This window comes from Cellulomonas hominis (genome assembly GCF_014201095.1).
In the GTDB taxonomy this organism is placed as follows: domain Bacteria; phylum Actinomycetota; class Actinomycetes; order Actinomycetales; family Cellulomonadaceae; genus Cellulomonas; species Cellulomonas hominis.
On record NZ_JACHDN010000001.1, the window covers coordinates 3,025,720 to 3,051,075 of the forward strand.

Consider the following 25,356-nt stretch of genomic DNA (forward strand, 5'->3'; position numbering starts at 1 on the left):
ATCTCCCCTCGGGAGGCCCGACGCGCGGGTGGTTCACACACCCGTCACGCAGCGGGTCGGCGGGGGGTGTCGGGCGTCCCATCTGCGGGTCTGCCCGGGGTCAGCCGCGTGCCAACTCGGTCATGGGCGCGTCGGGAGCGCGTCGTGCGGGGGCGGTCGCCGCCACCCGCGCCGCGACGGCGGCGCCGAGCGCGAGCACCACCATCGTCACGGCCATCGGCAGCGCGTCGTGCTCCCCGCGCAGCCCCACCAGCGGGGACACGAGCGCGCCGAGGCCGAACTGCAGCGCGCCCATCACGGCCGAGCCGGTGCCCGCCGCCCGCGCCGCCTCCTCCGTCGCGAGCGTCGTGGCGTTCCCGAACACCAGGCCGAGCGCGCTCACGGTGAGGAACAGCAGCACCAGCGTGGGCCAGCGGGGCAGGTCGAGCAGGACGACGTCCGCCAGCAGCAGCACGCTGAGCACGGCCACCGCGGTCACGCCCGCGGCCAGCAGGCGCCGGGCGCCGAACCGGTCGACCAGCGCCGTGCCGAGCCCGGCGACGAGCCCGAGGCCCAGGGCGTTGGCCGCGAAGGCCACGGAGTACGCGCCGACCGACAGGCCCAGCACGTTCTGCAGCACGAACGGCGACGCCGAGATGTACGCGAACATCGCCGCGAAGCCGAGCACCAGCGCGCCGGTCCAGCCGAGGAACCGCCGGTTGGTCAGCACGGTGCGGGCGTCCCGCGCGGTCGCCGCCAGGCCGCCGCCGGTGCGGCGCTCGCGGGGCAGGGTCTCCGGGACGAGCGCGAGCACGCCGACGAGCATGAGCGCGCTGACCCCGGCGAGGATCGCGAACACCCCGCGCCAGCCGACGGCGGTGACGAGCGTGCCGCCGAGCAGCGGGGCGGCAACGGGCGCGACGCCCTGGATGAGCATCATGACGCCGAACAGCTTGGCCGCCGCGTTCCCGCGCGCCCGGTCGCTGACGACTGCGCGGCTGAGCACCACGCCCGCCGCGCCGCTGAAGCCCTGCACGAACCGGGCGGCGACGAGGAAGCCGATCGAGGGCGCGAGCGCGCACGCGAGCCCGGCGGCGGCGCAGACCGCGCTGCCGGCGACCAGCAGCCCGCGGCGGCCGCGCTGGTCGGACAGCGGCCCGATGACGAGCTGGCCGAGGGCGAGGCCCACCATGAAGGTGGTCAGCGAGAGCTGCACGGCCGAGGCGCGGGTGCCGAGGTCGCGCGCGAGCTGCGGGAACGCCGGGAGGTACATGTCGGTCGCGAGCGGCGCGATCGCGGTGAGCAGCGCGAGGACGACGGTCACGGCGGGGGAGAGCGGGCGGCCGGCGGGGGCCGGGGCGGCCGGGGTCGCGTCGACGTCGGCGGTCGCGGGCACGGCGGTGCCCGGGGATGCGGTCATGGGGGAGGTGCTCCAGCGCGGAAGAAAGGCGGCTCGGTGCCGCTGCCGGGGAGCATCTTATCTATGAACCCATATATGTCGAGTCATAGGCATCCTGCTACGGTCGGCGCGTGACCGACGCCACGAGCCCCGACGACGCGGCCCGCCTCCGGCAGCTCGCCGTCGCGCTGCACGACCTGTCCCGCGCGGTGCGCCAGGAGCAGGGGGACCAGGCGGGCGGCCTGCCGCGGCTGCCCCCCACGGAGTTCGAGGTCATGCGGTACGTCGACCAGCACCCGGGCACGAGCGTGGGCGGGGCCGCCGCGGCGCTGGGCCTGCGCCAGAGCAACGTGAGCGCCGCCGTCCGCGGGCTCGCCGGGCGCGGGCTCGTGGAGCGCGTCGCGGACGCCGCCGACCGCCGGGTGGCGCGGCTGCACCCGACGGCCCGGGCCCGCAGCCGCCGCGGGACGGTCGAGGACGCGTGGGCGCAGACGCTCGGGTCGGCCCTCGCCCGGCTGGACCCGGCGGACGCCGCGGCCGTCCGGGCCGCCGCCGGGCCGCTCGCGCGCCTGGCGGGGCAGACGCGCGCCCCCGCCGCCCGGGAGGACGACGGGGGCGCCGGACCGGCGGCGGGCGCCGTCAGGTGATGTCGCGCCGCAGCGTGGTGAACCGGCCGAGGGCCGCGAGCAGCAGGGCGTAGCCGACCAGGACCAGCGCCCCGGCCGCCGGGCTCAGCAGGCTGCCGATCCCGCTCGCCGAGTAGAACGACCCGCCGCTGATCGCCTCGCCCGCCGCGCCCGGCAGGTACCTGCCGATGCCGGCGGTCGCGTCGTTCAGGCCGAGCACCAGGCGGGCGATCGGCTCGACGAACTGGGTCCAGGCGAGCACGACGACGATCGCCACGACCTGGTTCGGCATCGCGAACCCGAGGCCGACGCCGAGCACGCACCACACGACCAGCGCGAGCGCGGTGCGGGCGATGACGCCCCAGATGCCGGCGTCGTCGAGCATGGTCGGGGTGTCCGTCAGGACGAGCGCCAGGGCGCCGGCGCCGACCGTGGCGAGGGTGCCGAGCACGCCGTAGAGCACGCCCATCGGCACGCTGGCCAGCAGCTTGCCGACGACGAAGGTGTTCCGGTCCGGCTGCGCGAGCAGCGTCGGGGTGAGCGTGCGGTGCCGGAACTCCGCGGTCACGGACAGCACGCCGACCAGCAGGGGCAGCACGTAGCCGAGCGATGCGGGCAGCGTGTAGACGGCGATCGCGATGCTGCGCGGGTCGAGCCCCTGCGGCATGTCGGTCTCCACGCCCTCGACGCCCGAGGAGTCGAACGTGAACGCGAAGGCGAACATGCCGCCGATGAACGCCATGTACACGACCATGACGATGAGCAGGACCCACCAGGTGCGGGTCGTGACGATCTTCCGGTACTCGGAGACCAGGGTGTCCTTCACCGCGCACCTCCGGCGGTCGAGTCGGGCGTGGGCACGGCGGTCGCGGGACCGGGTGGTGCCGCGTGCGCGCCCTGGCCGGCGGCCTGCGGCGATGTCAGGCGGAGGAACACGTCCTCCAGGCCGGCGCCCTGGGTGGCGAGCTCGTGCAGCTCGAGGCCCGCGGCGTGGGCGGCGTGCCCCACGGTCGCCACGTCGGTGTCCGTCAGCTCGACGACGCCGGCGGCGACCTGCGCACCCGGCCAGCCGCCGGCGGCGACCAGCGCGGCCAGGCCCGCGGCGTCCGGCGACGCGACCCGCACCCGGGGCGCGGCCAGCCGGCTCAGCTCCTCCAGGGTCGAGGCGTGCACCAGCCGGCCGCCGGCGATGATGACCACGTCGTCCACGGTCTGCTGCACCTCGGACAGGACGTGCGACGACACCAGCACCGTGCGCCCCTGGGCGGCCAGCGCGCGCAGCAGGTCGCGCAGCCAGCGGATGCCCTCGGGGTCCAGGCCGTTGGCGGGCTCGTCCAGCAGCAGCACGGGCGGGTCGCCGAGCAGCGTCGTCGCCAGCGCGAGACGCTGCCGCATCCCGAGGGAGAAGCCGCCGACGCGGCGCTTCGCGGCGAAGGACAGCCCGACCAGGTCGAGCACCTCCGCGGCGCGGGCGTCCGGGACCCCGGCCTGCGGGGCGAACACCCGCAGGTGGTCCAGGGCGGTGCGGCCCGGGTGGAAGTCCGCGGCCTCGAGGGCGGCGCCGACGGTGCGCATCGGCCGCTCGAGGTCGGCGTAGCGCCGGCCGCCGATCGTGGCGGTGCCGCTGGTCGGGGCGACCAGCCCCAGCAGCATCCGCAGCGTGGTGGTCTTGCCGGCGCCGTTCGGGCCGAGGAAGCCGGTCACCCGGCCGGGGCGGACGGTGAAGCTCAGGTCGTCGACGGCCCGGACCGGACCGAACGTCTTGGTGAGGTGGCTGACCTCGATCTGCGTCGCGTCGGGTGGCATGCCCCGACCCTAGGAGCCCGGCGGGGTGCGCAGCATCCGCCGCGAGGCGGAACCGCTGCTCAGCGGGTGCTCCGCCGCCGGGTGGAGCCGGGGCTCAGAACGCGCCGGTCGTGGGGCGGCTCTGCCGCCGCGACGGGAGCATGACGCGCATGGTGCACCCGGTGGGGGTGTCGGCCACCTCGACCGTCCCCCCGTGCAGCGTGACCGCCCAGCGCACGATCGACAGGCCGAGGCCGGTGCCGCCGGTGGAGATCTGGCCCGTGATCGCCGGGGTGTTCCCGCGCGCGAACCGCTCGAACACGCGCTGGCGCTGGTCCGCGGCGATGCCGGGGCCCTGGTCCACCACGTCCAGCCGGACCCAGCCGCCGGACCGGTGCGCCTCCAGGCGGACCGGCGCACCCCGCGGCGAGTGCCGGACGGCGTTCTGCACGAGGTTGGCGACCACCTGGTGCAGCCGCTCCCGGTCGGCGGGGACCGTGAGGTTCGGCGGGTCGACCTGGACGGGGAAGGTCAGGTCCTTCGAGGCGCCGACCAGCCGGCCCTCCTGCGCGGCCTCCTCGAGGAACTGCTGCAGCGGCACCTCGGTCACCTGCAGGTCGACGGCGCCGGCCTCGAGCCGGGACAGGTCGAGCAGGGTCGCCACGAGCCGGCTGAGCCGCTGGGTCTGCGCGAGCGCCGCCCGCATCGCCTCGGGGTCCGGGTCGCTCACGCCGTCGACGATGTTCTCCAGCTGCGCCTGCAGCGCCGTCACCGGGGTGCGCAGCTCGTGCGACACGTTCGCGACCATCTCGCGGCGCACCGTGTCCGCCTGCTCCAGGTCGTCGGCCATCCGGTTGAACGCGACGGCCAGCTCGCCGACCTCGTCGCGGCTGGTGGCCCGCACCCGCCGGCTGTAGTCGCCGGCGGCCATGGCGCGCGCCGCGGCGGTCATCTCCCGGAGCGGCGACGTCATCCCGCGGGCGAGGACCTGCGTCATCACCAGCGCCAGGACGATGACGATCGGGAACGTCCGCGTCGGGCCGAGGGCGTTGTTCAGGCCGATCCAGGTGAGCAGCGCCGCGACGAACACGGCCGCCGCGACCAGGACGCCGAGCTTGATCTTGATCGAGCGCAGGCGGTCGAGCGGGCGCACGTCGGGCAGCCGCCCCACGCGGGCCGGCCGCTGGTGCCGGGGCGGCGTCGGGGCCGTCACGCGGTGCCGCCTCCCGCGGGCTCGAGGGCGTAGCCGACTCCGTGCACCGTCCGGATCAGGTCGGAGCCGAGCTTCCTGCGCAGAGCCTTCACATGCGAGTCCACGGTGCGGGTCCCGGAGGCGTCCACCCAGTCCCAGACCTCGGCCAGCAGGCGCTCGCGGGTGAGCACGGTGCGCGGGCTCGCGGCCAGGGCGAGCAGCAGGTCGAACTCGGTCGGCGTCAGGTGCACCTCGGTGCCGTCGCGGTGCACCCGGCGCTGGGCGCGGTCGATCACGACGTCGCCGACGGCGACCGGCGGCTCCGCCTCGGGGGCGGACGCGGCGCGCTCCGCGGCCAGGGCGGCGCGCTGCTGGCGGCGCAGCAGGGCCTTGACCCGGGCGACCAGCTCGCGCATCGAGAACGGCTTGGTCATGTAGTCGTCCGCGCCGACGCCCAGACCGATGAGCATGTCGGTCTCGTCGTCGCGGGCCGTCAGCATGAGCACGGGCACGGGGCGGTCGGCCTGGATGCGGCGGCACACCTCGAGGCCGTCGATGCCCGGCAGCATGACGTCGAGCACCACGACGTCGGGGTCGAGGCGGGCCGCGGCGTCGACCGCCTGCAGGCCGTCCCCGACGGTCTCGACCTGCCAGCCCTCGGCGGAGAGCCGGCGGGCGACCGCCGTCGCGATGGCGGGCTCGTCCTCGACGACGAGCACCGTGGTGGACGCGGCGCCCGGGGTGCCGGCAGGGCTGCCGGCGGCGGCGCCGGGGCGGGATGCGAACGTCATCGACCCAGCGTAGAGCGCGCGTGTGGAGGTTTCGTATGATCGACCCCACCATGAGCAGCTCAAGTCGCTGCCGGCGTCGTTCCCGGGCCGCCGAGCCCGGGGGAGACCATGCCGGCCCCTCCTGCCTCCTGACCCCGCCCGCCCGCGCCGTCGTGCGCCGCGCGGCGACCCCCGCGGGGGGTGACCCGTGCTGACCGAGTGGCTGCTCGTGCTGCTCGGCGTCGTCCTGACCGCGGGCACGGCGGTGTTCGTCGCCAGCGAGTTCTCGCTGGTCACGCTCGACCCGGGTGTCGTGGAGGGGCAGACCCGCCCCGACGACCGCCGGGGGCAGAGCGTGCTCAAGGCGCTGCGCCGGCTGTCCACCGAGCTGTCCGGTGCGCAGGTCGGCATCACGGTGACCACCGTGCTGCTCGGCTACACGACGCAGCCCGCGGTGAACCGGCTCCTGGCCGAGCCGCTGCGGGACTCGTTCCTCGGCGTGGCGGCCGGCGGCGCCGTGGCGGTGGTGCTGACCCTGGTCCTGGTCAACGGGTTCTCGATGCTGTTCGGCGAGCTGGTGCCGAAGAACTTCGCGATCAGCCGCCCGCTCGGCACCGCCCGGTGGGTCGCGCCGCTGCAGGCCGGGTTCACCTCGGCGCTGCGGCCGCTGATCACCCTGTTCAACTCCTCGGCGAACGCGCTGCTGCGCCGGGTGGGCGTCGAGCCCCGCGAGGAGCTGTCCGGCGGGCGGTCGCCGCAGGAGCTGGCGGCGCTGGTGAAGCGGTCCGCGCAGGTCGGCACCCTCGACGAGTCGACCGCCGTGCTGCTCACGAACTCGATCGAGTTCACCGACCTCACCGCCGTGGACGTGATGACGGACCGGCAGCGGGTGGTCGTGCTCCGCCGGGACGACACGGCGACCGACGTCGTGCGGCTGTCCCGGGAGACCGGGCACTCCCGGTTCCCGGTGATCGGCGACGACTCCGACGACATCGTCGGGCTGGTGCACCTGCGCCGGGCGATCGCGGTGCCGTACGAGCGCCGCGGCGAGGTCCCGGCCGCCGCCCTCATGGTGGACGCCCCGCGCGTCCCCGAGACCGTGCACCTCGGGCCGCTGCTGGTCGAGCTGCGCGAGCACGGCATCCAGATGGCCGTCGTGGTCGACGAGTACGGCGGCACCTCCGGGGTCGTGACGCTCGAGGACGTCGTCGAGGAGCTGGTGGGGGACGTCGCGGACGAGCACGACCGCCGCCGCACGAACGCCTCCCGGCGCGCGGACGGCGCCTGGGTGGTGTCCGGGCTGCTGCGGCCCGACGAGCTCACCGAGACCACAGGCCTGGTCGTGCCGGAGGACGGGCCCTACGAGACGCTCGGCGGCCTCGTCATGGCCGCGCTCGGGCGGGTGCCCGAGGTCGGGGACGAGGTCGTCGCCGACGACGTCCGGCTGCGCGTCGAGTCGATGAACCGGCGGCGCGTCGAGCGGGTCGTCGTGCAGCCGGCCGCCGGAGCCGAGGGGAGCGACCGATGAGCAACGGGGTCGCCCTCGCCCTGGCCGTCGCGCTGCTGGCCGGCAACGCGTTCTTCGTCGCGGCCGAGTTCGCGATCATCTCCGCCCGCCGGTCCGCGATCGAGCCGCTCGCCCAGGGCGGCGACCGCCGGGCGACCACCGTCCTGTGGGCCATGGAGCACGTGTCGCTCATGCTGGCGTGCGCGCAGCTCGGCGTCACGGTCTGCTCGACCAGCCTCGGCCTGGTGGCGGAGCCCGCCATCGCGCACCTGATCGAGGACCCGCTGTACGCCCTCGGGGTCAGCACGAGCCTGGCGCACCCGATCGCGTTCGTCGTGGCGCTGCTCGTGGTCGTCTACCTGCACGTCGTGCTGGGCGAGATGGTGCCGAAGAACCTCGCCGTGTCCGGCCCGGACCGGGCGGTGCTGGTGTTCGGCCCGCCGCTGGTCTGGCTGGCGCGGGTGGTGCGGCCCGTGATCTTCGCGCTCAACTGGGTCGCCAACCACGTGCTGCGGCTGTTCCGGGTGGACCCGCGCGACGAGGTCGCGTCGGCGTTCACCGCCGAGGAGGTGCAGTCCATCGTCCAGCAGTCGCAGGCCGAGGGGCTGCTCGCGGACGAGCAGGGGCTGCTGTCGGGGGCGATCGAGTTCTCCGACCGCACCGCGGCGGACGTCATGGTGCCGGTGGCGGACCTCGTCCCGGTGCCCGCCGACGTCACGCCGGACGACGTCGAACGCCTGGTCGCCCGGACCGGGTACAGCCGGTTCCCCGTGCTCGGCCGGGACGGCAGCCCCACCGGCTACCTGCACGTGAAGGACGTGCTGTACGCGGACGACGAGTCCCGGCGGCTGCCCGTGCCGACGTGGCGGGTGCGCGCGCTCGCCGTCGTCGCCCCCGGGGACGAGGTGGAGGAGGCGCTCGCCGCGATGCAGCGCTCCGGCGTGCACCTCGCGCGGGTCGAGGAGGAGGGCCGGGCGGTCGGCGTGGTCTTCCTGGAGGACATCCTCGAGGAGCTGGTCGGCGAGGTCCGGGACGCGATGCAGCGGGGCGCGATCCGGCACTAGCCGGGCGGTTCGCCGGGTTCGACTGACCCGGACGTGGGACCTTCGTCACACGTTCGGGTCACCCCGGTGGGTGATTCCCCACGACACGCCGATGATCCGTCAACGAACTTCCCGGCAGGGGGTTGGAGCGGGGCGTCGGCGCCGTTATGGTTTCGTGATCGCCCTCCCGGTCAGCAGGTCCCGCGCGGTCTCGCGCGCCCGCTCGGAGGAGGGTCGCCCTCGTCCGTCAGCGAGCATCGGAGGTCCCGTGGCGTCGCACAGCGCGCAGCCCGCCGCCACCGGTTCGCCGACCCGTCGCCAGCTCCGCGAGGCGGCGGCCCGCGCGGCCTCCGCGCCCGCTGGTGCCGCGCCCGCCGAGGCCGACCCCGCGATCCCCGCCCGCCGCTCGCCGTCCAACCCGCTCGCGCGCTGGGGCACCCGCGCCGGGGTCCTGCTGACCATCGCCGCGGTGACCGTGGCGGTGCCGCTGTCGCAGGAGGCGGCGCGCAGCGACGACACGTTCACCGACGCCGAGGCCGACGCGACGCTGCCGACCACCGTCGAGGCGCTGACGTCGTCCGCGTCGGTCGTGCTGCCGCCCGCCTCGCTCGTGTCCTCCGACGCGACCGCGCTGCGCGCCGAGGTGGGCGCCAGCCGCAGCGAGGACCGCGAGATCCTGCCCGGCTGCAGCGGCGAGGCCGGCACCGGCAGCGCCAACGGCCAGCTCCCCGCGTCGGACCTCTGCTACCTCTGGGACGGCAGCACGAAGCTGCGCGCCGACGCCGCGGAGGCGCTCGCCGAGCTGAACGAGATGTGGGTGACCCGGTTCGGCACCGACCTGTGCCTGTCGAGCGGCTACCGCACCCTCGCCGAGCAGCGCGCGGTGAAGGCCCAGAAGGGCGGCCTGGCCGCCCCCGCCGGGCGCAGCAACCACGGCTGGGGCCTCGCGGTCGACCTGTGCAGCTCGCAGACCACCGGCGCGCAGTGGGAGTGGCTGAACGAGAACGCGCCGGTGTTCGGCTGGGAGAACCCCGCGTGGGCCCGGCCGGGCGGCAGCGGCCCCTACGAGCGCTGGCACTGGGAGTACACCAAGGGCGTCATGGCCGACGGCGAGTACTACGGCTGACGTCCCCCCGACACGAGGAAGCCCCCGCCGGTGATCCGGCGGGGGCTTCGTCGTCCGTGCGGGCGGGCCGGCTCAGGCCAGCGTCATGCCCCACGCCACCTCGTGCGTGGCGCCGGGCGCCAGGCGGACCAGCCGCTCGCCGGTGCGGAACGCGTCCGCGATGCAGCTCATCGGCTCCGCGGCCACGCCCCGGCGCGCGATGCGCGGGATGCCGTTGCCGGTGCACACCTGCCAGGTGTCCATCGAGCCGTCCATCCACATGGCGGCGCCGCGGCCGTCGGCGCCCGTGAGCACGATCCAGGACAGGCCGTCGGCGTCCCGGGTCACGTCGACGAACGCGTCGTCCAGCGCGACGCCGACCAGGGGCTGCGGGGTGCGGCGGTCCTCGGCGCCGGACAGCGGCCGGGTGCCGGTCGGCAGCAGGCGCGGGTCGTTGGTGACCTGCGAGGTGGCGTCGACGCGCAGGGTGCACTCGTCGACCGTGCCGTCGCCGGGGGAGAGCCACGGGTGGAACCCGATGCCGTACGGGGCGTCCGTGCCGGACAGGTTGGTCGCGGCGACGTGCACGCGCAGGCCGGCGTCGGACAGCGCGTACGTGACGTCGAGGCGCAGCGACCACGGGTAGCCGGGGGTCGGCACCAGGTCGTGCCGCAGCGTCACGGAGGCGTCGTCGCCCGCGACCCGCTCGAACCGGACGTGCGCCACGAGGCCGTGCAGGGCGGTCATGCGGTCGGGCTCGGTGACGGGGACCTGGTACTCGGTCCCGTCCCAGGTGTACTGCCCGTCGCCCAGCCGGTTGGGCCAGGGGGCGAGCACGGCCCCGGAGTAGGCGGGGGCGAGGGCGTCCTCGGCGAACGGGAGCACGACGTCGCGGCCGTCGACCGCGTAGGTGCGGACGCTGGCGCCGACCTCCGCGATCGTGGCGCGGTGCGCGCCGTGGGCGAGGTGGTACTGGCGTCCGGAGGGGGGCAGCGGTGTCGGCAACGTCACGTCCCACACCGTAGTGGCTGCCGGGGACACCCCCGTGCGCGTGCGACGGCGCGTCACCCGGTAGCCTGGACCGTCGTGGCAGCCACCGACTTCCCCGCCGAGATCCGCGACCTGCGCAGCACGCTCCAGTCGATCCAGGCGGTGTCCGACCCCACGGCCCTCCGCGCGAAGATCGCCGACCTCTCCGAGCAGGCGTCCGCGCCCGACCTGTGGGACGACCCCGAGTCGGCCCAGAAGGTCACCAGCGCCCTCAGCGCGGCGCAGGCCGAGCTCGACCGCGTCGACAAGCTCGGCGGCCGGATCGACGACCTGGAGACCCTCGTCGAGCTCGCGGCGGAGGAGGACGACGCCGACACGCTCGCCGAGGCGGAGGCGGAGCTCACGTCGATCAGCAGGGACCTGGGCGAGCTCGAGGTCCGCACGCTGCTGAACGGCGAGTACGACCAGCGCGAGGCCGTCGTGACGATCCGCGCGGGCGCCGGCGGCGTCGACGCGGCGGACTTCGCCGAGATGCTCATGCGCATGTACCTGCGCTGGGCCGAGCGGCACGGCTACCCGACCGCGGTCCTCGACACCTCCTACGCGGAGGAGGCGGGCCTGAAGTCCGCGACCTTCGAGGTGAAGGCGCCGTACGCGTTCGGGCACCTGTCCGTCGAGGCCGGGACGCACCGGCTGGTGCGCATCTCCCCGTTCGACAACCAGGGCCGGCGGCAGACGTCGTTCGCCGCGGTCGAGGTCATCCCGCTCATCGAGCAGAGCGACGACAACATCGAGATCCCCGAGTCCGAGATCAAGGTCGACGTGTTCCGCTCGTCCGGCCCCGGCGGGCAGTCGGTCAACACGACCGACTCCGCCGTCCGCATGACCCACCTGCCGACCGGCATCGTCGTGTCGATGCAGAACGAGAAGTCGCAGATCCAGAACCGCGCCGCGGCGCTGCGCGTCCTGCAGTCCCGCCTGCTGCTCGTCCGCAAAGCCGAGGAGGACGCGAAGAAGAAGGAGCTCGCGGGGGACATCAAGGCGTCCTGGGGCGACCAGATGCGGTCGTACGTGCTCCACCCGTACCAGATGGTCAAGGACCTGCGCACCGAGCACGAGGTCGGCAACACGTCGGGCGTGTTCGACGGGGACATCGACGGGTTCATCGAGGCCGGCATCCGCTGGCGCCGCTCGGCCCAGAACTGACCCCCAGCGGGTCACGGTTCGGGGTCGTTCCGCGGCCGACCCTTGCGCACGCTGGCGCGACGCTCATATGTTGTCGCTCGCAACATAGTCCGCGCCCAGGCACGGAACGCGCGCACCCGGGCGCCGTCCAACGCAAGGGGGACCGATGCGACGAAGCATGTTCCTGGCGACGGCGGCCGTCACGGCCACCGGGTTGCTGCTGGCGGGGTGTGCCAGCGGCGACGACTCGTCCGGCGGGAGCACGGAGACCGAGGGCGGGACCACCACCGCCAAGGTCGGCGTGATCCTGCCCGACTCCAAGTCGTCCGCGCGGTGGGAGACCGCCGACCGCAAGTACCTGGAGGAGGCGTTCCAGGCGGCGGGGGTCGACTACGACATCCAGAACGCGCAGGGTGACAAGACGCAGTTCCAGACGATCGCCGACCAGATGATCACCAGCGGCGTCAACGTGCTGATGATCGTCAACCTCGACTCCGGCTCCGGCAAGGCCGTGCTGTCCAAGGCCCAGTCCCAGGGCATAGCGACGATCGACTACGACCGCCTCACCCTCGGCGGCGGGGCCGACTACTACGTCTCGTTCGACAACGTCGAGGTCGGCCGGCTGCAGGGGCAGGGGCTCGAGAAGTGCCTGACCGACGCCGGGAAGACGACCGCGAACATCGTCTACCTCAACGGCTCGCCGACCGACAACAACGCGACGCTGTTCAACGAGGGCGCCGTGGAGGCGCTGTCCACGAAGGTCGACGGCGGCGAGTACACCGTGGTCGCCGACCAGGCCGTGCCCGACTGGGACAACCAGCAGGCCGGCACGATCTTCGAGCAGATGTACACCGAGACCGGCGGGAAGATCGACGGGGTGCTCGCGGCGAACGACGGCCTCGGCAACGCGGCGATCGCGATCCTCAAGAAGAACGGGGTCAACGGCACCGTGCCGGTCACGGGCCAGGACGCCACCGACCAGGGGCTGCAGAACATCCTGGCCGGCGACCAGTGCATGACGGTCTACAAGGCGGTCAAGAAGGAGGCCGACGCGGCCGCCGCGCTGGCCGTCGCCCTGGCCGACGGGGAGGACCCCTCGGACCAGGCGACCGCGACCGTCACCGACACCGAGTCGGGCGAGGACGTCGCCTCGGTGCTGCTCTCGCCCGAGGCGATCTACTTCGACGACGTGAAGGACGTCATCGCCGACGGCTACACCACGAAGGAGAACGTCTGCACCGCCGAGCTCGCCGACGCGTGCGCCCAGGCGGGCATCTCCTGACGCTCCCGCGACCCGGGGCGGCCCGCGCGGTCGCCCCGGGTCGTCCCCGCCCGAGACGAGGTGGACGATGACCGAGACCGTCGCCGACGACCGCCCCACCGCCCCCGACGCGTCCCCGCCGACGCTCGAGGTCCGCGGCGGGCACAAGAACTTCGGGGCCGTGCACGCGCTGCGCGGCGTGGACCTCGTGGCCTGCGCGGGGGAGGTCACCGCGCTGGTCGGGGACAACGGCGCCGGCAAGTCGACGCTCATCAAGTGCGTCGCGGGCATCTACCCGTTCGACGCCGGCGAGGTGCTGTTCCAGGGCCGGCCGGCGCGGATCTCGGACCCCGCGGCGGCGAACGAGCTCGGCATCGAGGTCGTCTACCAGGACCTCGCGCTGTGCGACAACCTCGACATCGTCCACAACATGTTCCTGGGCCGGGAGCTCCGCAAGGGGATCCGCCTGGACGAGGACGCGATGGAGACCCGGGCCGCGCAGGTGCTGGCGTCGCTGTCGGTGCGGACCGTGCGGTCCATCCGGCAGCACGTCGCGAGCCTGTCCGGCGGGCAGCGGCAGACCGTGGCGATCGCCCGCGCCGTGCTGTGGAACTCCACGCTCGTGATCCTCGACGAGCCGACCGCGGCGCTCGGGGTCGCGCAGACCGAGCAGGTGCTGCAGCTCGTGCGCCGGCTCGCCGACGCCGGGCTCGCGGTGATCCTGGTCAGCCACAACATGAACGACGTGTTCGCGGTCGCGGACTCCATCTCGGTGCTCTACCTCGGGCAGACGGCCGCGCAGGTGCGGGCCGCCTCGACCAGCCGGGCCGAGATCATCGAGCTCATCACCAGCGGCTCCATGGGCGCCGGGCGACCGGCCGGCCCGCCCGCGGGCCCGAGCACCGACGGGAGCCCGTCATGACCGCGCCGACGCTCCAGCCCCCGTCCGTCTCGCCGTCCGCGCTCGCCGGGGCGGTCGAGCAGCCCACGTTCTCCGAGGCCGTCGGCGCGTACGTGCGCCGGGTCCGCGGCGGCGACATGGGGTCGCTGCCCGCGGTGCTCGCGCTCGCCGTGCTGGCCGCCGGGTTCACCATCGCCAAGCCGGAGACGTTCCCGTCCGCGCTCAACGTCGCGAACCTGTTCCAGCAGGGGGCGGTCGTCGTCACCATCGGCATGGGCCTGGTGTTCGTGCTGCTGCTCGGCGCGATCGACCTGTCCGCCGGGTTCGCGTCCGGCGTCTGCGGGGCCATCCTCGCGACCACGCTGACCGACTTCGGCTGGCCCTGGTACGCCTCGCTCGCCGTCACGCTGCTGACCGGCGTGGTGATCGGCACGCTCATCGGCCTGCTGGTCGCGCGCGTGGGCATCCCGTCGTTCGTGGCGACCCTCGCGGCGTTCCTCGCGTTCCAGGGGATCGTGCTGCTCATCATCGGCGCCGGCGGCAACGTCTCCATCACCGACCCGGTGATCCTGGCCATCCAGAACGAGCGTGCCCCCGGCGATCGGCTGGGTGCTCGCGGTGGTGGCCGTCGCCGCGTACGCGTTCCAGTCGCTCGGCACCTGGCGGCACCGGCGCGACCGCGGGCTGCTGACCGCGCCGCTCGGGCTCGTGGTGCTGAAGATCGTCGTGCTCGCGGCGGTGGTGCTCGCGCTCGTGTACGCGCTCAACCAGGAGCGCAGCCTGAACCCGGCGCGCACCTCCATCCAGGGCGTGCCGATCGTCGTGCCGATCATCGCGCTGCTCGCGCTGCTGCTCGGGTTCGTGCTGACCCGCACCCCGTTCGGCCGGCACATCTACGCGGTCGGCGGCAACGCCGAGGCCACCCGGCGGGCGGGCATCCCGGTCGCCGGCGTCCGGCTCGCGTGCTTCATGATCTGCTCGACGATGGCCGCGGTCGCCGGGGTGTTCGCGGCGTCGCGGGCGACGTCGGTGGACCCCAACGCGGGCGGGTCGAACGTGCTGCTGTACGCGGTGGGGGCCGCCGTCATCGGCGGGACGTCGCTGTTCGGCGGCAAGGGGCGCATCCTCGACGCGCTCATCGGCGGCGCGGTCATCGCCGTCATCGACAACGGGATGGGCCTGCTCGGGTACTCCGCGGGGGTCAAGTATGTTGTGACCGGCGGCGTGCTCGCGGTCGCCGCGGCCGTCGACGCCCTGTCCCGCCGCCGCGCGCGGGCCACCGGCCGGGTCTGATCGGGCGCCCCCGGCGCCAGGGGACGGAGGCGGACGTGCGGCTCGGTGCGGACCCGCCGGTGCGCCGCGCCGACGCGTCCGGCCCCGACGAGGTCCGCCGCGCCAACCTGTCCGCCGTCCTGCGGATGCTGCACGTGCACGGCCCGGCCACCCGGTCCGACATCGTCGCGGCGACCGGGTTCAACCGGTCGACGGTCGGGGCGCTGACGTCCGAGCTCGGCCGGGTCGGGCTCGTCCGGGAGCGGCCCGGCGTCGTCCGCGGCAAGGGTCGCCCGTCGCTCGTCGTCGAGCCCGTGAGCACCGGGGTGCACGTGCTCGCGTTCGACGTCACCCAGTCCAGCGTCGGCGCCGCCCTCGTCGGCCTGGGCGGGTACATCCTGCAGATCCGGCGGCGGCTGCACGGCACCTCCCCGCAGGACGTGGCCGGCGTGGTCGCCCTCGTGGCGGGGCTCGCCGAGGAGATGCTGCGCCGCGCCGCGCCCGGGTCCGTGTGCCTCGGGCTCGTCGTCTCGGTGCCCGGCAGCGTCCGGCAGCCCGACGGCCTGGTGCGCAGGTCGCCGTCGCTGCACTGGTACGAGGTGCCCCTGGCCGACCTGCTGCGCGCGGCCACCGGGGGCGCGTACCCCGTGGCGGTCGGCAACGACGGCGACCTCGGCGTCGTCGCCGAGCACCTGCGCGGCGCCGCCCGGGGCAGCCGCGACGTGCTGTACGTGCGCGGCGAGGCCGGGGTCGGCGGCGGGGTGGTCGTCGACGGGGAGCTGCTCAAGGGCGCCGGCGGCTACGCCGGGGAGGTCGGGCACATCGTCGTCCGCCCGGGCGGTCGCGTGTGCTCGTGCGGCGCCCGGGGCTGCTGGGAGGCCGAGGTCGGGGACGCCGCGATCATCCGGGCCGCCGGGCGGGACCCGCGCGAGTCGGAGATCGAGGACGTCCTGTCCGACGTGGCCGTCGGGAACCGGCGGGCGGTGGCGGGGGTGCGGCGCACGGGGGAGTGGGTCGGCACGGGGCTCGCGACGCTGGTGAACCTCTTCAACCCCGCGGTCGTCGTGCTCGGCGGGACCCTCGGCGCGCTGTACCCGACGATGGAGCCGGCGCTCGCGGAGACGTTCGCGCGGGCGCTCGGGCCGATCCGGGAGCAGGCGCTGCTCGTGCGGTCGGAGCTCGGGTCGGACGCGCAGCTCGTCGGGGCGGCCGAGGTGGGGTTCGCGGACGTGCTGGAGGACCCGCTGGGGACGCTGGCGCGGCGGGGGGCCGCCGGGGCGGCGGCGGGGGCGGCGCTGGTGCCGCACCCGCACCTGGGCTGAGGCGCGTCGCCGGACGGGCAACGCCTCCCTGGCGGGCTCGCGCGCCGCTGCGCGGCGGCCGAATCCGGACGAACCGGGACAGGCTGACCGCGGAGGGCCGACTCACAGGTCCCGGCCCGGCGTGTCACGGACGGGTCACGACGGGCCGCTGCCTACGCTCGTCGCGGCCAGGTCCCGCAACACACCCTCCCGTCCCCCAGCACTGGCCGCCTTCGCCTGTGATCAGATTCGAGAACGTCACCAAGGTCTACGCGCGCGGCGCCCGCCCCGCGCTGGACCAGATCACCCTGGACGTCGAGCGCGGCGAGTTCGTGTTCCTCGTCGGGGCGTCCGGCTCCGGGAAGTCCACCTTCCTGCGCCTGGTGCTGCGCGAGGAACGGCCGACGGCGGGCCGGGTGTTCGTCGCGGGCAAGGACATGACGACGCTGTCGTCGTGGAAGGTCCCGCACCTGCGCCGCCAGATCGGCGCGGTGTTCCAGGACTTCCGGCTGCTGCCGAACAAGACGGTGTTCGAGAACGTGGCGTTCGCGCTGCAGGTCATCGGCAAGCCGCGGCACCACATCCTGTCGACGGTGCCCGACGTGCTGGAGATGGTCGGCCTCGCGGGCAAGGAGAAGCGCCGCCCGCACGAGCTGTCCGGCGGCGAGCAGCAGCGCGTGGCGATCGCGCGCGCGTTCGTGAACCGGCCGTCGATCCTGCTGGCGGACGAGCCGACCGGCAACCTCGACCCGACGACCTCCCTGGGGATCATGCGCCTGCTCGACCGGATCAACCGCACGGGGACGACGGTCGTCATGGCGACGCACGACGACGAGATCGTCGACCAGATGCGCAAGCGCGTCATCGAGCTGTCCGGCGGCGAGCTGGTCCGGGACCAGTCCCGCGGCGTCTACGGCTCGGACCGCTGAGGGGAGGGGCGACGTGCGACTGCAGTTCATCCTCTCCGAGATCGGGATCGGCCTCCGCCGGAACCTGTCGATGACCGTGTCGGTCATCCTCGTGACCTTCGTGTCGCTGACCTTCGTCGGCTCGGCCGCGCTGCTGCAGATGCAGATCAGCAAGATGAAGGACGACTGGTACGACCGCGTCGAGGTGGCGGTCTACCTCTGCCCGGCGGGCCAGTCGCCCGAGCCGACCTGCGCCGGCGGCGAGGTCACCGACGAGCAGAAGCAGGCGATCATGGACGCCCTCGAGGCGCCCGACGTGAAGCCGTACATCGCCGGCACCTTCGAGGAGTCGAAGGAGCAGGCGTTCGAGACCTTCCAGCGGCAGTTCGAGGGCCAGTTCTGGGCGCAGGTCACCACCGTGGACGACATGAACGAGTCGCTCCGGATCAAGCTCACGGACCCGGAGAAGTTCGAGGTCGTCGCGGACGTGCTGCAGGGGCGGCAGGGCGTCGAGAAGGTCCAGGACCAGCGCGAGCTCTACAACACCCTGTTCCGGGTGCTGAACAGCGCGACGCTGCTGTCCGTCGGGCTCGCCGGTGTCATGCTGCTCGCGGCCGTGCTGCTCATCACGACGACCATCCGGCTGTCCGCCATGAGCCGCCGCCGGGAGACCGGGATCATGCGGATGGTCGGCGCGTCGAACCTGTTCATCCAGCTGCCGTTCATGCTCGAGGGCGCGATCGCCGCGACCATCGGCGCGGTGCTGTCCGTGGCGGGCCTGTGGGCGGGGGCGAAGTACCTCGTCGCCGACTGGCTGGGCGGGCAGATCGCGTGGATCCCGTTCGTCACGACGAACGAGGTGTGGCAGATCGCGCCGTTCCTCGTGGCCGCCGCGATCCTGCTCGCCGCGATCTCGTCCCTGGTCACCCTGAGCCGTTACACGAAGGTCTGAGATGAGCGCGCCGAGCCCGTCCCGTCCCCGCCGCCTGCGCCTGGTCGCCGGCGCCGTCGCGAGCGTGCTCGCCGTGCTGGTCGGGCTCACCGCGGCGGGACCCGCAGCCGGGGACGACCTGGACGACCGGAAGTCGGCGCTCGAGCAGCAGCAGGCCGCCAAGGAGCAGGCGCGCGCGGACGCGGAGGCGGCGCTCGAGGGCCTGAGCGAGCAGTTCCAGCAGGCCGCGCAGGCCCTGCTGGACATCGAGCAGCAGCTGCCGGGCGCGCAGCAGGCGCTGGCGGACGCGGAGGCCGCGCTCGCCGGCTTCGAGCGGGAGGCCGCGCTCATCGCCGCGCGGCTGCAGGACGCCGAGGAGCAGGAGTCGACGATCGCGTCGACGATCGACACCGACACCGCCCGGGCCGACGAGATCCGCGGCCAGATCGGCCAGATGGCCCGCCAGGCCTACCAGGGTGGCCCGGGGCTCACGAGCCTCGACCTGGTGGTCGGCGCGCAGACCGTCGAGGAGTTCACCGAGCAGTACGGGCTCGCCACCGCCGCGCAGCGCGCGCAGGAGGAGGTGATGGACGAGCTCGCGACGATCAAGGCCAACAACGAGAACGCCCAGGCGCGGCTCGCCGCGGTCCGCGAGCGGATCACCGAGCTCAAGGCGGAGGCCGACGCCAAGGTCGCCCAGGCGGAGCAGGCCCGCCAGGAGGCCGCCGACCGGAAGGCCGAGGTCGAGCGCCTGATCGCCGAGCAGACGGCGAAGAAGGCGCAGCTCGAGAGCCAGAAGGCCGCGGCGCAGGCGGAGATCGACAAGATCGACGCGGAGACGGCGGCGATCCGCAGCGACATCGAGAAGATCGCCGCGGAGCAGCGCGCCCGTGCCGCCGCGGCGGGCCAGGCGCCGCCCGCGCCCAGCGGCAACGTCAGCGGCGCCCTGTTCGGCAACCCGACGTCGATCAACCCCGTCTACGTCACGAGCGAGTACGGGATGCGCCTGCACCCGATCCTCGGGTACTACCGGCTGCACGCCGGCATCGACCTGCGCACGTACTGCGGCACGCCGATCTACGCGGCCAAGGACGGCACCGTGCAGTGGGCGAAGTGGCGCAACGGCTTCGGCAACCAGGTGATGGTCGACCACGGCTTCGTGAACGGGAACTCGCTCATGACGTCGTACAACCACATGACGAGCTTCGTCGTCGGCGCCGGCCAGGCGGTGTCCCGCGGCCAGCTGCTCGGGTACTCCGGGAACACCGGCACGTCGGCGGCCTGCCACCTGCACTTCGAGGTGTACGTCAACGGGGCCACGGTGAACCCGCGGCCGCTGCTCGGCCTGTAGCGGAATCCGGTGGGCGCCCGGGTGAGCGCCGGATAGGCTGCTGCGTCGCCGCGCACGCACGAGACCCCAGGAGGACGCCGCCATGGCCAAGCAGAGCGGACGGTCGCTGGTGGCCTCGAACCGCAAGGCGCGCCACGACTACACGATCGAGGACGTCTTCGAGGCGGGCGTCGTGCTCACCGGCACCGAGGTGAAGGCGCTGCGCGCCGGCCGGGCGTCGCTGGTGGACGGCTGGTGCTCGATCGACGGCGGCGAGGCCTGGCTCGAGGGCGTGCACATCCCGGAGTACTCGCAGGGCACGTGGACGAACCACGCCCCGCGCCGGAAGCGGAAGCTGCTGCTGCACCGCGACGAGATCGACCGGCTGGAGTCGAAGACCCGCGAGAAGGGCCAGACGATCGTCCCGCTGGCGCTGTACTTCCTGGACGGGCGCGCGAAGGTGGAGATCGCCCTCGCGCGCGGCAAGAAGGACTGGGACAAGCGCCAGGCCCTGCGCGAGCGCCAGGACAACCTCGAGGCCCAGCGCGCGATGCGGGAGAAGCGCGACCGCTGACCTGCGCGCTCGCCCTGCGCGCTCGCCGAGACTGCAGGATCCGTCTGCGCGGGAGCCGCGTGCGGCCGCGAATCCTGCAGTCTCAGCGCGTTGCGGGTCGGGCGAGGGCCGCGCGGAGGGTGCCGGGGTCCGTCGTCGGGCGGTCGCAGACGAAGCCGCGGCACACGTAGGCCGCCGCGCGGGCGTCGACCAGGGGGCGGTCCCGGAGCAGCGGGACGGCGTCCGGGGTCGCCGCGACCTCGTCGGGGTCGCCCTGCGCGAGGACCAGTCCGGGCGCGGGCGAGCGGACCGCGGTCCGGACCAGCGCGACCCGTCCCGGGTCGTCCGCGCGCCCGACCACCGCGACCTCGCGCGGCCCGTCGAGGACGGCCTCGGCCACGGCGAGCGCCCAGCCGACCGCGCGCGGGTGCTGGTGCGCGATCGACAGCGGGGCGGCGAGGGCGAGCTCGGCGGCGCGCCGGTCCGTCGCCGAGCCGGTGAGCGCCGCGTGCGCGAGCAGGGCGCCGGCGGCCGCCGCCTGGCCGTTCGCCGAGGGGCCGTCCGCGACGTCGGGCCGGCCGGACAGCCGGGCCACGACCGGGTCGGTCTGGTCGGCGGCGGTCTCCCGGAAGGCGTGCCCGGGCGCGGCGAACCGGGTGCGGACGGTCTCCAGCAGGGCACCGGCGCGTCCGGACCAGTGCGGGTCGCCGGTGGCGCCCGCGAGCACGAGGTACCCCTCGGCGACCGCGGCGTAGTCCGCGAGCACGCCCGGGGCCGTGCCGACCGCGCCGTCCCGGGAGGTGCGGACGAGCCGGGCCAGGCCGTCGCCGCCGGTGAGGGTGTGCACGTCGTCGAGCAGCCGGGCGGCGTCGGCGGCGGCGGCGACCCACTCGCGGCGCTCCAGCATCGTGCCCGCCTCGGCCAGGGCGGCGACCGCGAGCCCGTTCCAGGCGGCCACGACCTTGTCGTCCCGCGCGGGCTGCGGCCGGGCCGCCCGGGCGCGGAGCAGGGCCCGGCGCACGCGCTCGAACCGGACCTCGTCGTCGGGGTCGGCGCGCAGCGTGAGCACGGAGGTGCCGGCCTCGAACGTGCCGGCCTGCGTGACGCCGAGCACCGAGGCGGCCCAGGCGGCGTCCTCCGGGCCGAGCGCCTCGGCCAGGGTCGCCGGGGTCCAGACGTACGTCGCGCCCTCGATGCCGGCGGTGTCGGCGTCGAGCGAGGACGCGAATCCGCCCTCGGGCGTGCGCAGGTCGCGGAGCAGGAAGCCGGCGGTGCCCTCGACGACGCGCCGGGCCAGGTCCGAGCCGGTGAGCCGCCACGCGTGCGCGTACACCCGCAGCAGCATCGCGTTGTCCTCGAGCATCTTCTCGAAGTGCGGCACGGTCCACGTCGCGTCCACGGCGTACCGGGCGAACCCGCCGCCGACCTGGTCGGCCATGCCGCCGCGGGCCATGGCCTCGAGGGTGCCGGTGGCCATCGCGAGGGCCCGCTCGTCGCCGGTGCGGGCCGCGCGGCGCAGCAGCCACTCCAGGACGGTGGACGGCGGGAACTTGGGGGCACCGCCGAAGCCGCCGTGCTCCGCGTCGTGGGTCGCGGCGAGGGCGGTGAGGGCGCGGTCGGCCACCTCCGCGACGGCGGCGAGGTCGAGCGCGGGGCCGTCCTGGTCCGGGGCCGGCTCGGCGTCGGGGCCGGCCCCCGCGGCACCCGGCCGCCCGCCGCCCAGCGCCGCCAGCAGCTCCGCCGCCCCGCCGCGCACCTCGTCCCGGCGCTCCCGCCACGCCCGGGACAGCGCGTCGAGCACCTGCCGGAACGACGGGTGCCCGCCGACGGGGACGGGCGGGTAGTACGTCCCGCAGAAGAACGGGTCGCCCTCGGGGGTGGCGAACACGGTCATCGGCCAGCCGCCCTGCCCGGTCATCGCCTGGGTGGCGGCCATGTACGCCGCGTCGAGGTCGGGCCGCTCCTCCCGGTCGACCTTGACGTTGACGAAGCGGCTGTTCATCGCGGCGGCGGTCTCCGGGTCCTCGAAGGACTCGTGCGCCATGACGTGGCACCAGTGGCAGGACGCGTACCCGACGGACACCAGCAGCGGGACGTCGCGGCGGCGGGCCTCGGCGAAGGCCTCCGGGCCCCACTCGTACCAGTCGACCGGGTTCGCGGCGTGCTGCCGCAGGTACGGGCTGGTGCTCCTCGCGAGGCGGTTGGGCATGGCCCCACTGTCGCCCGCGGGCGGCCGGGCTGCACCCGGGGCGGGCCACGCATCACGACGTTGTCACGATTCAGAGGGGTCCGTGGGGCCTTCGACACCGGCACCGCTCCCGGCGTGGCCGACAGGACCCACCGACGGCGTCGGATTGACCGGGACCTTCGTCCCGGGTACGGTTGTGAACCGATTCAACATCCGCCCGAGTCTGGAGCCGCAATGACGCACCCGGCCGTCGCCGACCTGATCGCCCGCTCGAACCGCCTGGGCGCGGACCACCGCACCACCAACTACGCCGGCGGCAACACCTCCGCGAAGGGCACCGCCCCCGACCCGGTGACGGGCGAGGACGTCGAGCTGCTCTGGGTCAAGGGCTCCGGCGGCGACCTCGGGACCCTGACCGAGCGCGGGCTCGCGGTGCTCCGGCTCGACCGGCTGCGCTCGCTCGTCGGCGTCTACCCCGGGGTGGACCGCGAGGACGAGATGGTCGCGGCGTTCGACTTCTGCCTGCACGGCCGGGGCGGCGCGGCGCCGTCGATCGACACCGCGATGCACGGGCTGGTCGACGCCCCGCACGTGGACCACCTGCACCCGGACGCGGGCATCGCGCTCGCGACCGCGGCCGACGGCGAGGCCCTGACCCGCGAGGTGTTCGGCGACCGGGTCGTGTGGGTCCCGTGGCGGCGGCCGGGGTTCCAGCTGGGGCTGGACATCGCGGCGATCAAGGAGGCGAACCCGCAGGCCGTCGGCTGCGTCCTCGGCGGGCACGGCATCACCGCGTGGGGCGCGACGTCCGCCGAGGCGGAGGTGCGGTCGCTGGAGATCATCCGCACCGCCGAGGCGTACATCGAGGACCGGACCGCGCGCCTCGGCCGGCACCCCTTCGGGCACACCCGGCCCGGCTTCGTCGCGCTCGGCGACGAGGAGCGGCGGGCGCGCGCGGCGGCCCTGGCGCCGGTGATCCGCGGGCTGGCGTCCACCGACCGCCCGCAGGTCGGCCACTTCACCGACTCCGAGGTGGTCCTCGACTTCGTGTCCCGCGAGGAGCTCGGCCGGCTCGCCGCGCTCGGGACGTCCTGCCCGGACCACTTCCTGCGCACCAAGGTCTCCCCGCTGGTGCTGGACCTGCCCGCCGACGCCCCGCTGGGCGAGGCCGTCGCCCGGCTGCGGGAGCTGCACGCCGCCTACCGCGAGGACTACCGCGCGTACTACGAGCGGCACGCCACCGGCGACAGCCCGCCGATGCGCGGCGCGGACCCGGCGATCGTGCTCGTGCCCGGCGTCGGCATGTTCTCGTTCGGCAAGGACAAGCAGACCGCCCGCGTCGCCGGCGAGTTCTACGTCAACGCCATCAACGTCATGCGCGGCGCCGAGGCGATCAGCACGTACGCCCCGATCGACGAGGCGGAGAAGTTCCGCATCGAGTACTGGGCGCTGGAGGAGGCGAAGCTCGCGCGGATGCCGCAGCCGAAGCCGCTGGCCACCCGCGTGGCGCTGGTGACCGGCGCGGGGTCGGGCATCGGGAAGGCCATCGCGGAGCGCCTGGCGGCCGAGGGCGCCTGCGTGGTGGTCGCCGACGTGAACCTCGAGGGCGCGCAGGAGGTGGCCGCCGCGCTGGGCGGACCGGACGTGGCCGTCGCCGTGCGCGCGGACGTCACCGACGAGGACGCCGTCGCCGCGCTGGTGCGGGAGTCCGTGCTGGCGTTCGGCGGGCTCGACCTGGTCGTGAACAACGCCGGGCTGTCGATCTCCAAGCCGCTGCTGGAGACCACCACCCGGGACTGGGACCTGCAGCACGACGTCATGGCGCGCGGGTCGTTCCTGGTGGCCCGCGAGGCCGCGCGGGCGATGATCCCGCAGGGCATGGGCGGCGACATCGTCTACATCGCGTCGAAGAACTCCCTGTTCGCCGGGCCGAACAACGTCGCGTACTCCGCGACCAAGGCGGACCAGGCGCACCAGGTCCGGCTGCTGGCCGCCGAGCTCGGCGAGCACGGCATCCGGGTCAACGGCGTGAACCCGGACGGCGTCGTGCGCGGGTCCGGCATCTTCGCGGGTGGCTGGGGTGCGCAGCGCGCCGCGACCTACGGCGTCCCGGAGTCCGAGCTCGGCGCCTACTACGCCCGGCGCACCCTGCTGAAGAAGGAGGTGCTGCCGGAGCACGTGGCCGCCGCGGTGTTCGCGCTCACCGGGCCGGACCTGGTGCAGACGACCGGGCTGCACGTCCCGGTCGACTCCGGCGTCGCCGCCGCGTTCCTGCGCTGAGGGTGCGAGGCTGAGCGACATGCGGATCGCCGTGTTCACGACCTGCCTGGTCGACACGCTGTTCCCCGGTGCCGCCGCGGCCACCGTCCGGCTGCTGGAGCGCCTGGGGCACGACGTCGACGTGCCGGCGGGCCAGGCCTGCTGCGGGCAGATGCACGTCAACACCGGGTACGCGCCCGAGGCCGTCGGCGTCGTGCGCAACCACGTCCGGACGTTCGCGCCGGTGCTGGACGGGGAGTGGGACGCGGTGGTCGCGCCGTCCGGGTCCTGCGTCGGGTCCGTCCGGCACCAGCAGGCCGTGGTCGCCCGCCGGCACGGCGACCCCGCGCTCGCCGACGCCGCGACGCGGGTGGCCGGGCACACCTACGAGCTGACCGAGCTGCTGGTCGACGTGCTGGGGGTCACCGACGTCGGGGCGTGGTTCCCGCACACGGTGACCTACCACCCGACGTGCCACTCGCTGCGGATGCTGCGCGTCGGCGACCGGCCCACCCGGCTGCTGCGGGCCGTCGAGGGGCTGGAGCTGCGGGACCTGCCGGACACCGACCAGTGCTGCGGGTTCGGCGGGACGTTCGCCCTGAAGAACTCGGCGACGTCGTCGGCGATGGTCCAGGACAAGGCCGAGGCGGTGCGCTCGACCGGCGCGGAGGTGCTGACGGCGGGGGACTGGTCCTGCCTGATGAACATCGACGGGGCCCTGCGGCGGACCGGGGCCGGGACGCGCGCGGTGCACCTCGCGGAGATCCTGGCGTCGACACGGGAGCGGCCGTGGGCCCCGGCCCCGGAGCCCGGCGGGCGGCGGGGGCGCCGGGCGCCGCGGGCGGGGGTGGCGCGGTGATCGTCGAGCTCG

General features: G+C 74.7%; 22 protein-coding genes and 1 pseudogene. 16 read left to right on the plus strand and 7 right to left on the minus strand.

The window, feature by feature from the left end; genetic code table 11:
• Positions 1-100 precede the first annotated feature (100 nt).
• Entirely contained in the window at positions 101-1,399 is a 1,299-nt protein-coding gene (locus tag HNR08_RS14180; protein WP_146832227.1) for a multidrug effflux MFS transporter, read from the minus strand.
• Between the two features lie 110 nt (positions 1,400-1,509).
• On the opposite strand from HNR08_RS14180, the gene HNR08_RS14185 reads away from it, so the two are divergent.
• Positions 1,510-2,025 carry a MarR family winged helix-turn-helix transcriptional regulator gene (locus HNR08_RS14185; RefSeq protein WP_146832224.1) on the plus strand — a complete coding sequence of 172 codons (516 nt, stop codon included), beginning with the start codon at positions 1,510-1,512 and terminating at the stop codon, positions 2,023-2,025.
• Here HNR08_RS14185 and HNR08_RS14190 read toward each other — a convergent pair.
• From HNR08_RS14190 to HNR08_RS14205, 4 genes are all read right to left on the minus strand, one after another.
• A complete protein-coding gene (locus tag HNR08_RS14190) occupies positions 2,018-2,830 on the minus strand; it encodes an ABC transporter permease (protein ID WP_146832221.1) in 813 nt (270 codons plus the stop codon). The two genes, HNR08_RS14185 and HNR08_RS14190, sit on opposite strands and share 8 nt — an antisense overlap.
• Entirely contained in the window at positions 2,827-3,810 is a 984-nt protein-coding gene (locus HNR08_RS14195) for an ABC transporter ATP-binding protein (RefSeq protein ID WP_146832218.1), read from the minus strand. Before HNR08_RS14195 ends, HNR08_RS14190 begins: the two co-directional genes overlap by 4 nt.
• Positions 3,811-3,904: 94 nt before the next feature.
• The gene (locus HNR08_RS14200) at positions 3,905-5,002 is read right to left on the minus strand and encodes a sensor histidine kinase (RefSeq protein WP_246802871.1); all 1,098 of its coding nucleotides are present in this window, start codon (positions 5,000-5,002) and stop codon (positions 3,905-3,907) included.
• A complete protein-coding gene (locus HNR08_RS14205; protein ID WP_146832215.1) occupies positions 4,999-5,772 on the minus strand; it encodes a response regulator transcription factor in 774 nt (257 codons plus the stop codon). Before HNR08_RS14205 ends, HNR08_RS14200 begins: the two co-directional genes overlap by 4 nt.
• A 187-nt stretch (positions 5,773-5,959) precedes the next feature.
• On the opposite strand from HNR08_RS14205, the gene HNR08_RS14210 reads away from it, so the two are divergent.
• The 3 genes from HNR08_RS14210 to HNR08_RS22420 all read left to right on the plus strand — a co-directional run bounded on the left by HNR08_RS14210 (position 5,960) and on the right by HNR08_RS22420 (position 9,427).
• Positions 5,960-7,279, plus strand: coding sequence for a hemolysin family protein (locus tag HNR08_RS14210; RefSeq protein WP_146832212.1), 1,320 nt, complete (start codon positions 5,960-5,962; stop codon positions 7,277-7,279).
• Positions 7,276-8,322: a hemolysin family protein gene (locus tag HNR08_RS14215; protein WP_146832209.1), complete on the plus strand. Its 1,047-nt coding sequence runs from the start codon at positions 7,276-7,278 to the stop codon at positions 8,320-8,322. The genes HNR08_RS14210 and HNR08_RS14215 overlap by 4 nt, the downstream gene beginning before the upstream one ends.
• A gap of 247 nt (positions 8,323-8,569) precedes the next feature.
• Complete coding sequence (locus HNR08_RS22420) at positions 8,570-9,427, plus strand: M15 family metallopeptidase (RefSeq protein WP_146832206.1); 858 nt, start codon at positions 8,570-8,572, stop codon at positions 9,425-9,427.
• 72 nt (positions 9,428-9,499) lie between these two features.
• Here HNR08_RS22420 and HNR08_RS14225 read toward each other — a convergent pair whose 3' ends face one another.
• Positions 9,500-10,417, minus strand: a complete 918-nt coding sequence (locus HNR08_RS14225) for an aldose 1-epimerase family protein (RefSeq protein ID WP_246802870.1) — start codon at positions 10,415-10,417, stop codon at positions 9,500-9,502.
• Between the two features lie 75 nt (positions 10,418-10,492).
• Here HNR08_RS14225 and prfB point away from each other — a divergent pair, with 75 nt between their 5' ends.
• The 10 genes and pseudogenes from prfB to smpB all read left to right on the plus strand — a co-directional run bounded on the left by prfB (position 10,493) and on the right by smpB (position 20,059).
• On the plus strand, positions 10,493-11,602 hold the full coding sequence (gene prfB, locus HNR08_RS14230; protein WP_146832203.1) for a peptide chain release factor 2: 1,110 nt from the start codon (positions 10,493-10,495) through the stop codon (positions 11,600-11,602).
• A gap of 145 nt (positions 11,603-11,747) precedes the next feature.
• The gene (locus HNR08_RS14235) at positions 11,748-12,863 is read left to right on the plus strand and encodes a sugar ABC transporter substrate-binding protein (RefSeq protein ID WP_146832200.1); all 1,116 of its coding nucleotides are present in this window, start codon (positions 11,748-11,750) and stop codon (positions 12,861-12,863) included.
• Between the two features lie 67 nt (positions 12,864-12,930).
• Positions 12,931-13,764: an ATP-binding cassette domain-containing protein gene (locus tag HNR08_RS14240; protein WP_146832197.1), complete on the plus strand. Its 834-nt coding sequence runs from the start codon at positions 12,931-12,933 to the stop codon at positions 13,762-13,764.
• Between the two features lie 251 nt (positions 13,765-14,015).
• Positions 14,016-14,084, plus strand: a pseudogene (locus tag HNR08_RS22905) (hypothetical protein); the annotation flags it as partial.
• 247 nt (positions 14,085-14,331) lie between these two features.
• A complete protein-coding gene (locus HNR08_RS21890) occupies positions 14,332-15,036 on the plus strand; it encodes an ABC transporter permease (RefSeq protein WP_246802868.1) in 705 nt (234 codons plus the stop codon).
• Between the two features lie 35 nt (positions 15,037-15,071).
• Positions 15,072-16,337 carry an ROK family protein gene (locus tag HNR08_RS21895; RefSeq protein ID WP_146832195.1) on the plus strand — a complete coding sequence of 422 codons (1,266 nt, stop codon included), beginning with the start codon at positions 15,072-15,074 and terminating at the stop codon, positions 16,335-16,337.
• 218 nt (positions 16,338-16,555) lie between these two features.
• A complete protein-coding gene (gene ftsE, locus HNR08_RS14255; RefSeq protein WP_146832192.1) occupies positions 16,556-17,245 on the plus strand; it encodes a cell division ATP-binding protein FtsE in 690 nt (229 codons plus the stop codon).
• Positions 17,246-17,258: 13 nt separating this feature from the next.
• Positions 17,259-18,176 (plus strand): permease-like cell division protein FtsX, encoded by a 918-nt coding sequence (gene ftsX, locus HNR08_RS14260; RefSeq protein WP_146832189.1) that lies wholly within the window; start codon positions 17,259-17,261, stop codon positions 18,174-18,176.
• 1 nt (position 18,177) lies between these two features.
• On the plus strand, positions 18,178-19,506 hold the full coding sequence (locus HNR08_RS14265) for a M23 family metallopeptidase (RefSeq protein ID WP_146832186.1): 1,329 nt from the start codon (positions 18,178-18,180) through the stop codon (positions 19,504-19,506).
• An 82-nt stretch (positions 19,507-19,588) separates the two neighbouring features.
• Positions 19,589-20,059, plus strand: a complete 471-nt coding sequence (gene smpB, locus HNR08_RS14270) for an SsrA-binding protein SmpB (protein ID WP_146832183.1) — start codon at positions 19,589-19,591, stop codon at positions 20,057-20,059.
• A gap of 82 nt (positions 20,060-20,141) precedes the next feature.
• On the opposite strand, the gene HNR08_RS14275 is transcribed toward smpB, so the two are convergent.
• A complete protein-coding gene (locus HNR08_RS14275) occupies positions 20,142-22,247 on the minus strand; it encodes a thioredoxin domain-containing protein (RefSeq protein ID WP_146832180.1) in 2,106 nt (701 codons plus the stop codon).
• Between the two features lie 213 nt (positions 22,248-22,460).
• Between HNR08_RS14275 and HNR08_RS14280 the strand changes: the two genes are divergently transcribed.
• Together HNR08_RS14280 and HNR08_RS14285 are read left to right on the plus strand one after the other, a co-directional pair.
• The gene (locus HNR08_RS14280; RefSeq protein ID WP_146832177.1) at positions 22,461-24,506 is read left to right on the plus strand and encodes a bifunctional aldolase/short-chain dehydrogenase; all 2,046 of its coding nucleotides are present in this window, start codon (positions 22,461-22,463) and stop codon (positions 24,504-24,506) included.
• A gap of 19 nt (positions 24,507-24,525) precedes the next feature.
• Positions 24,526-25,344 carry a (Fe-S)-binding protein gene (locus HNR08_RS14285; RefSeq protein ID WP_146832174.1) on the plus strand — a complete coding sequence of 273 codons (819 nt, stop codon included), beginning with the start codon at positions 24,526-24,528 and terminating at the stop codon, positions 25,342-25,344.
• Positions 25,345-25,356: the final 12 nt, after the last annotated feature.

Excerpts from the sequence above, each read along its gene's own strand:
- HNR08_RS14180 (WP_146832227.1), bottom strand. The coding sequence starts at position 1,399 with ATGACCGCATCCCCGGGCACCGCCGTGCCCGCGACCGCCGACGTCGAC.
- HNR08_RS14195 (WP_146832218.1), bottom strand. The coding sequence starts at position 3,810 with ATGCCACCCGACGCGACGCAGATCGAGGTCAGCCACCTCACCAAGACG.
- HNR08_RS14205 (WP_146832215.1), bottom strand. The coding sequence starts at position 5,772 with ATGACGTTCGCATCCCGCCCCGGCGCCGCCGCCGGCAGCCCTGCCGGC.
- HNR08_RS14215 (WP_146832209.1), top strand. The coding sequence starts at position 7,276 with ATGAGCAACGGGGTCGCCCTCGCCCTGGCCGTCGCGCTGCTGGCCGGC.
- HNR08_RS14235 (WP_146832200.1), top strand. The coding sequence starts at position 11,748 with ATGCGACGAAGCATGTTCCTGGCGACGGCGGCCGTCACGGCCACCGGG.
- HNR08_RS14240 (WP_146832197.1), top strand. The coding sequence starts at position 12,931 with ATGACCGAGACCGTCGCCGACGACCGCCCCACCGCCCCCGACGCGTCC.
- HNR08_RS14265 (WP_146832186.1), top strand. The coding sequence starts at position 18,178 with ATGAGCGCGCCGAGCCCGTCCCGTCCCCGCCGCCTGCGCCTGGTCGCC.
- smpB (WP_146832183.1), top strand. The coding sequence starts at position 19,589 with ATGGCCAAGCAGAGCGGACGGTCGCTGGTGGCCTCGAACCGCAAGGCG.
- HNR08_RS14275 (WP_146832180.1), bottom strand. The coding sequence starts at position 22,247 with ATGCCCAACCGCCTCGCGAGGAGCACCAGCCCGTACCTGCGGCAGCAC.
- HNR08_RS14280 (WP_146832177.1), top strand. The coding sequence starts at position 22,461 with ATGACGCACCCGGCCGTCGCCGACCTGATCGCCCGCTCGAACCGCCTG.
- HNR08_RS14285 (WP_146832174.1), top strand. The coding sequence starts at position 24,526 with ATGCGGATCGCCGTGTTCACGACCTGCCTGGTCGACACGCTGTTCCCC.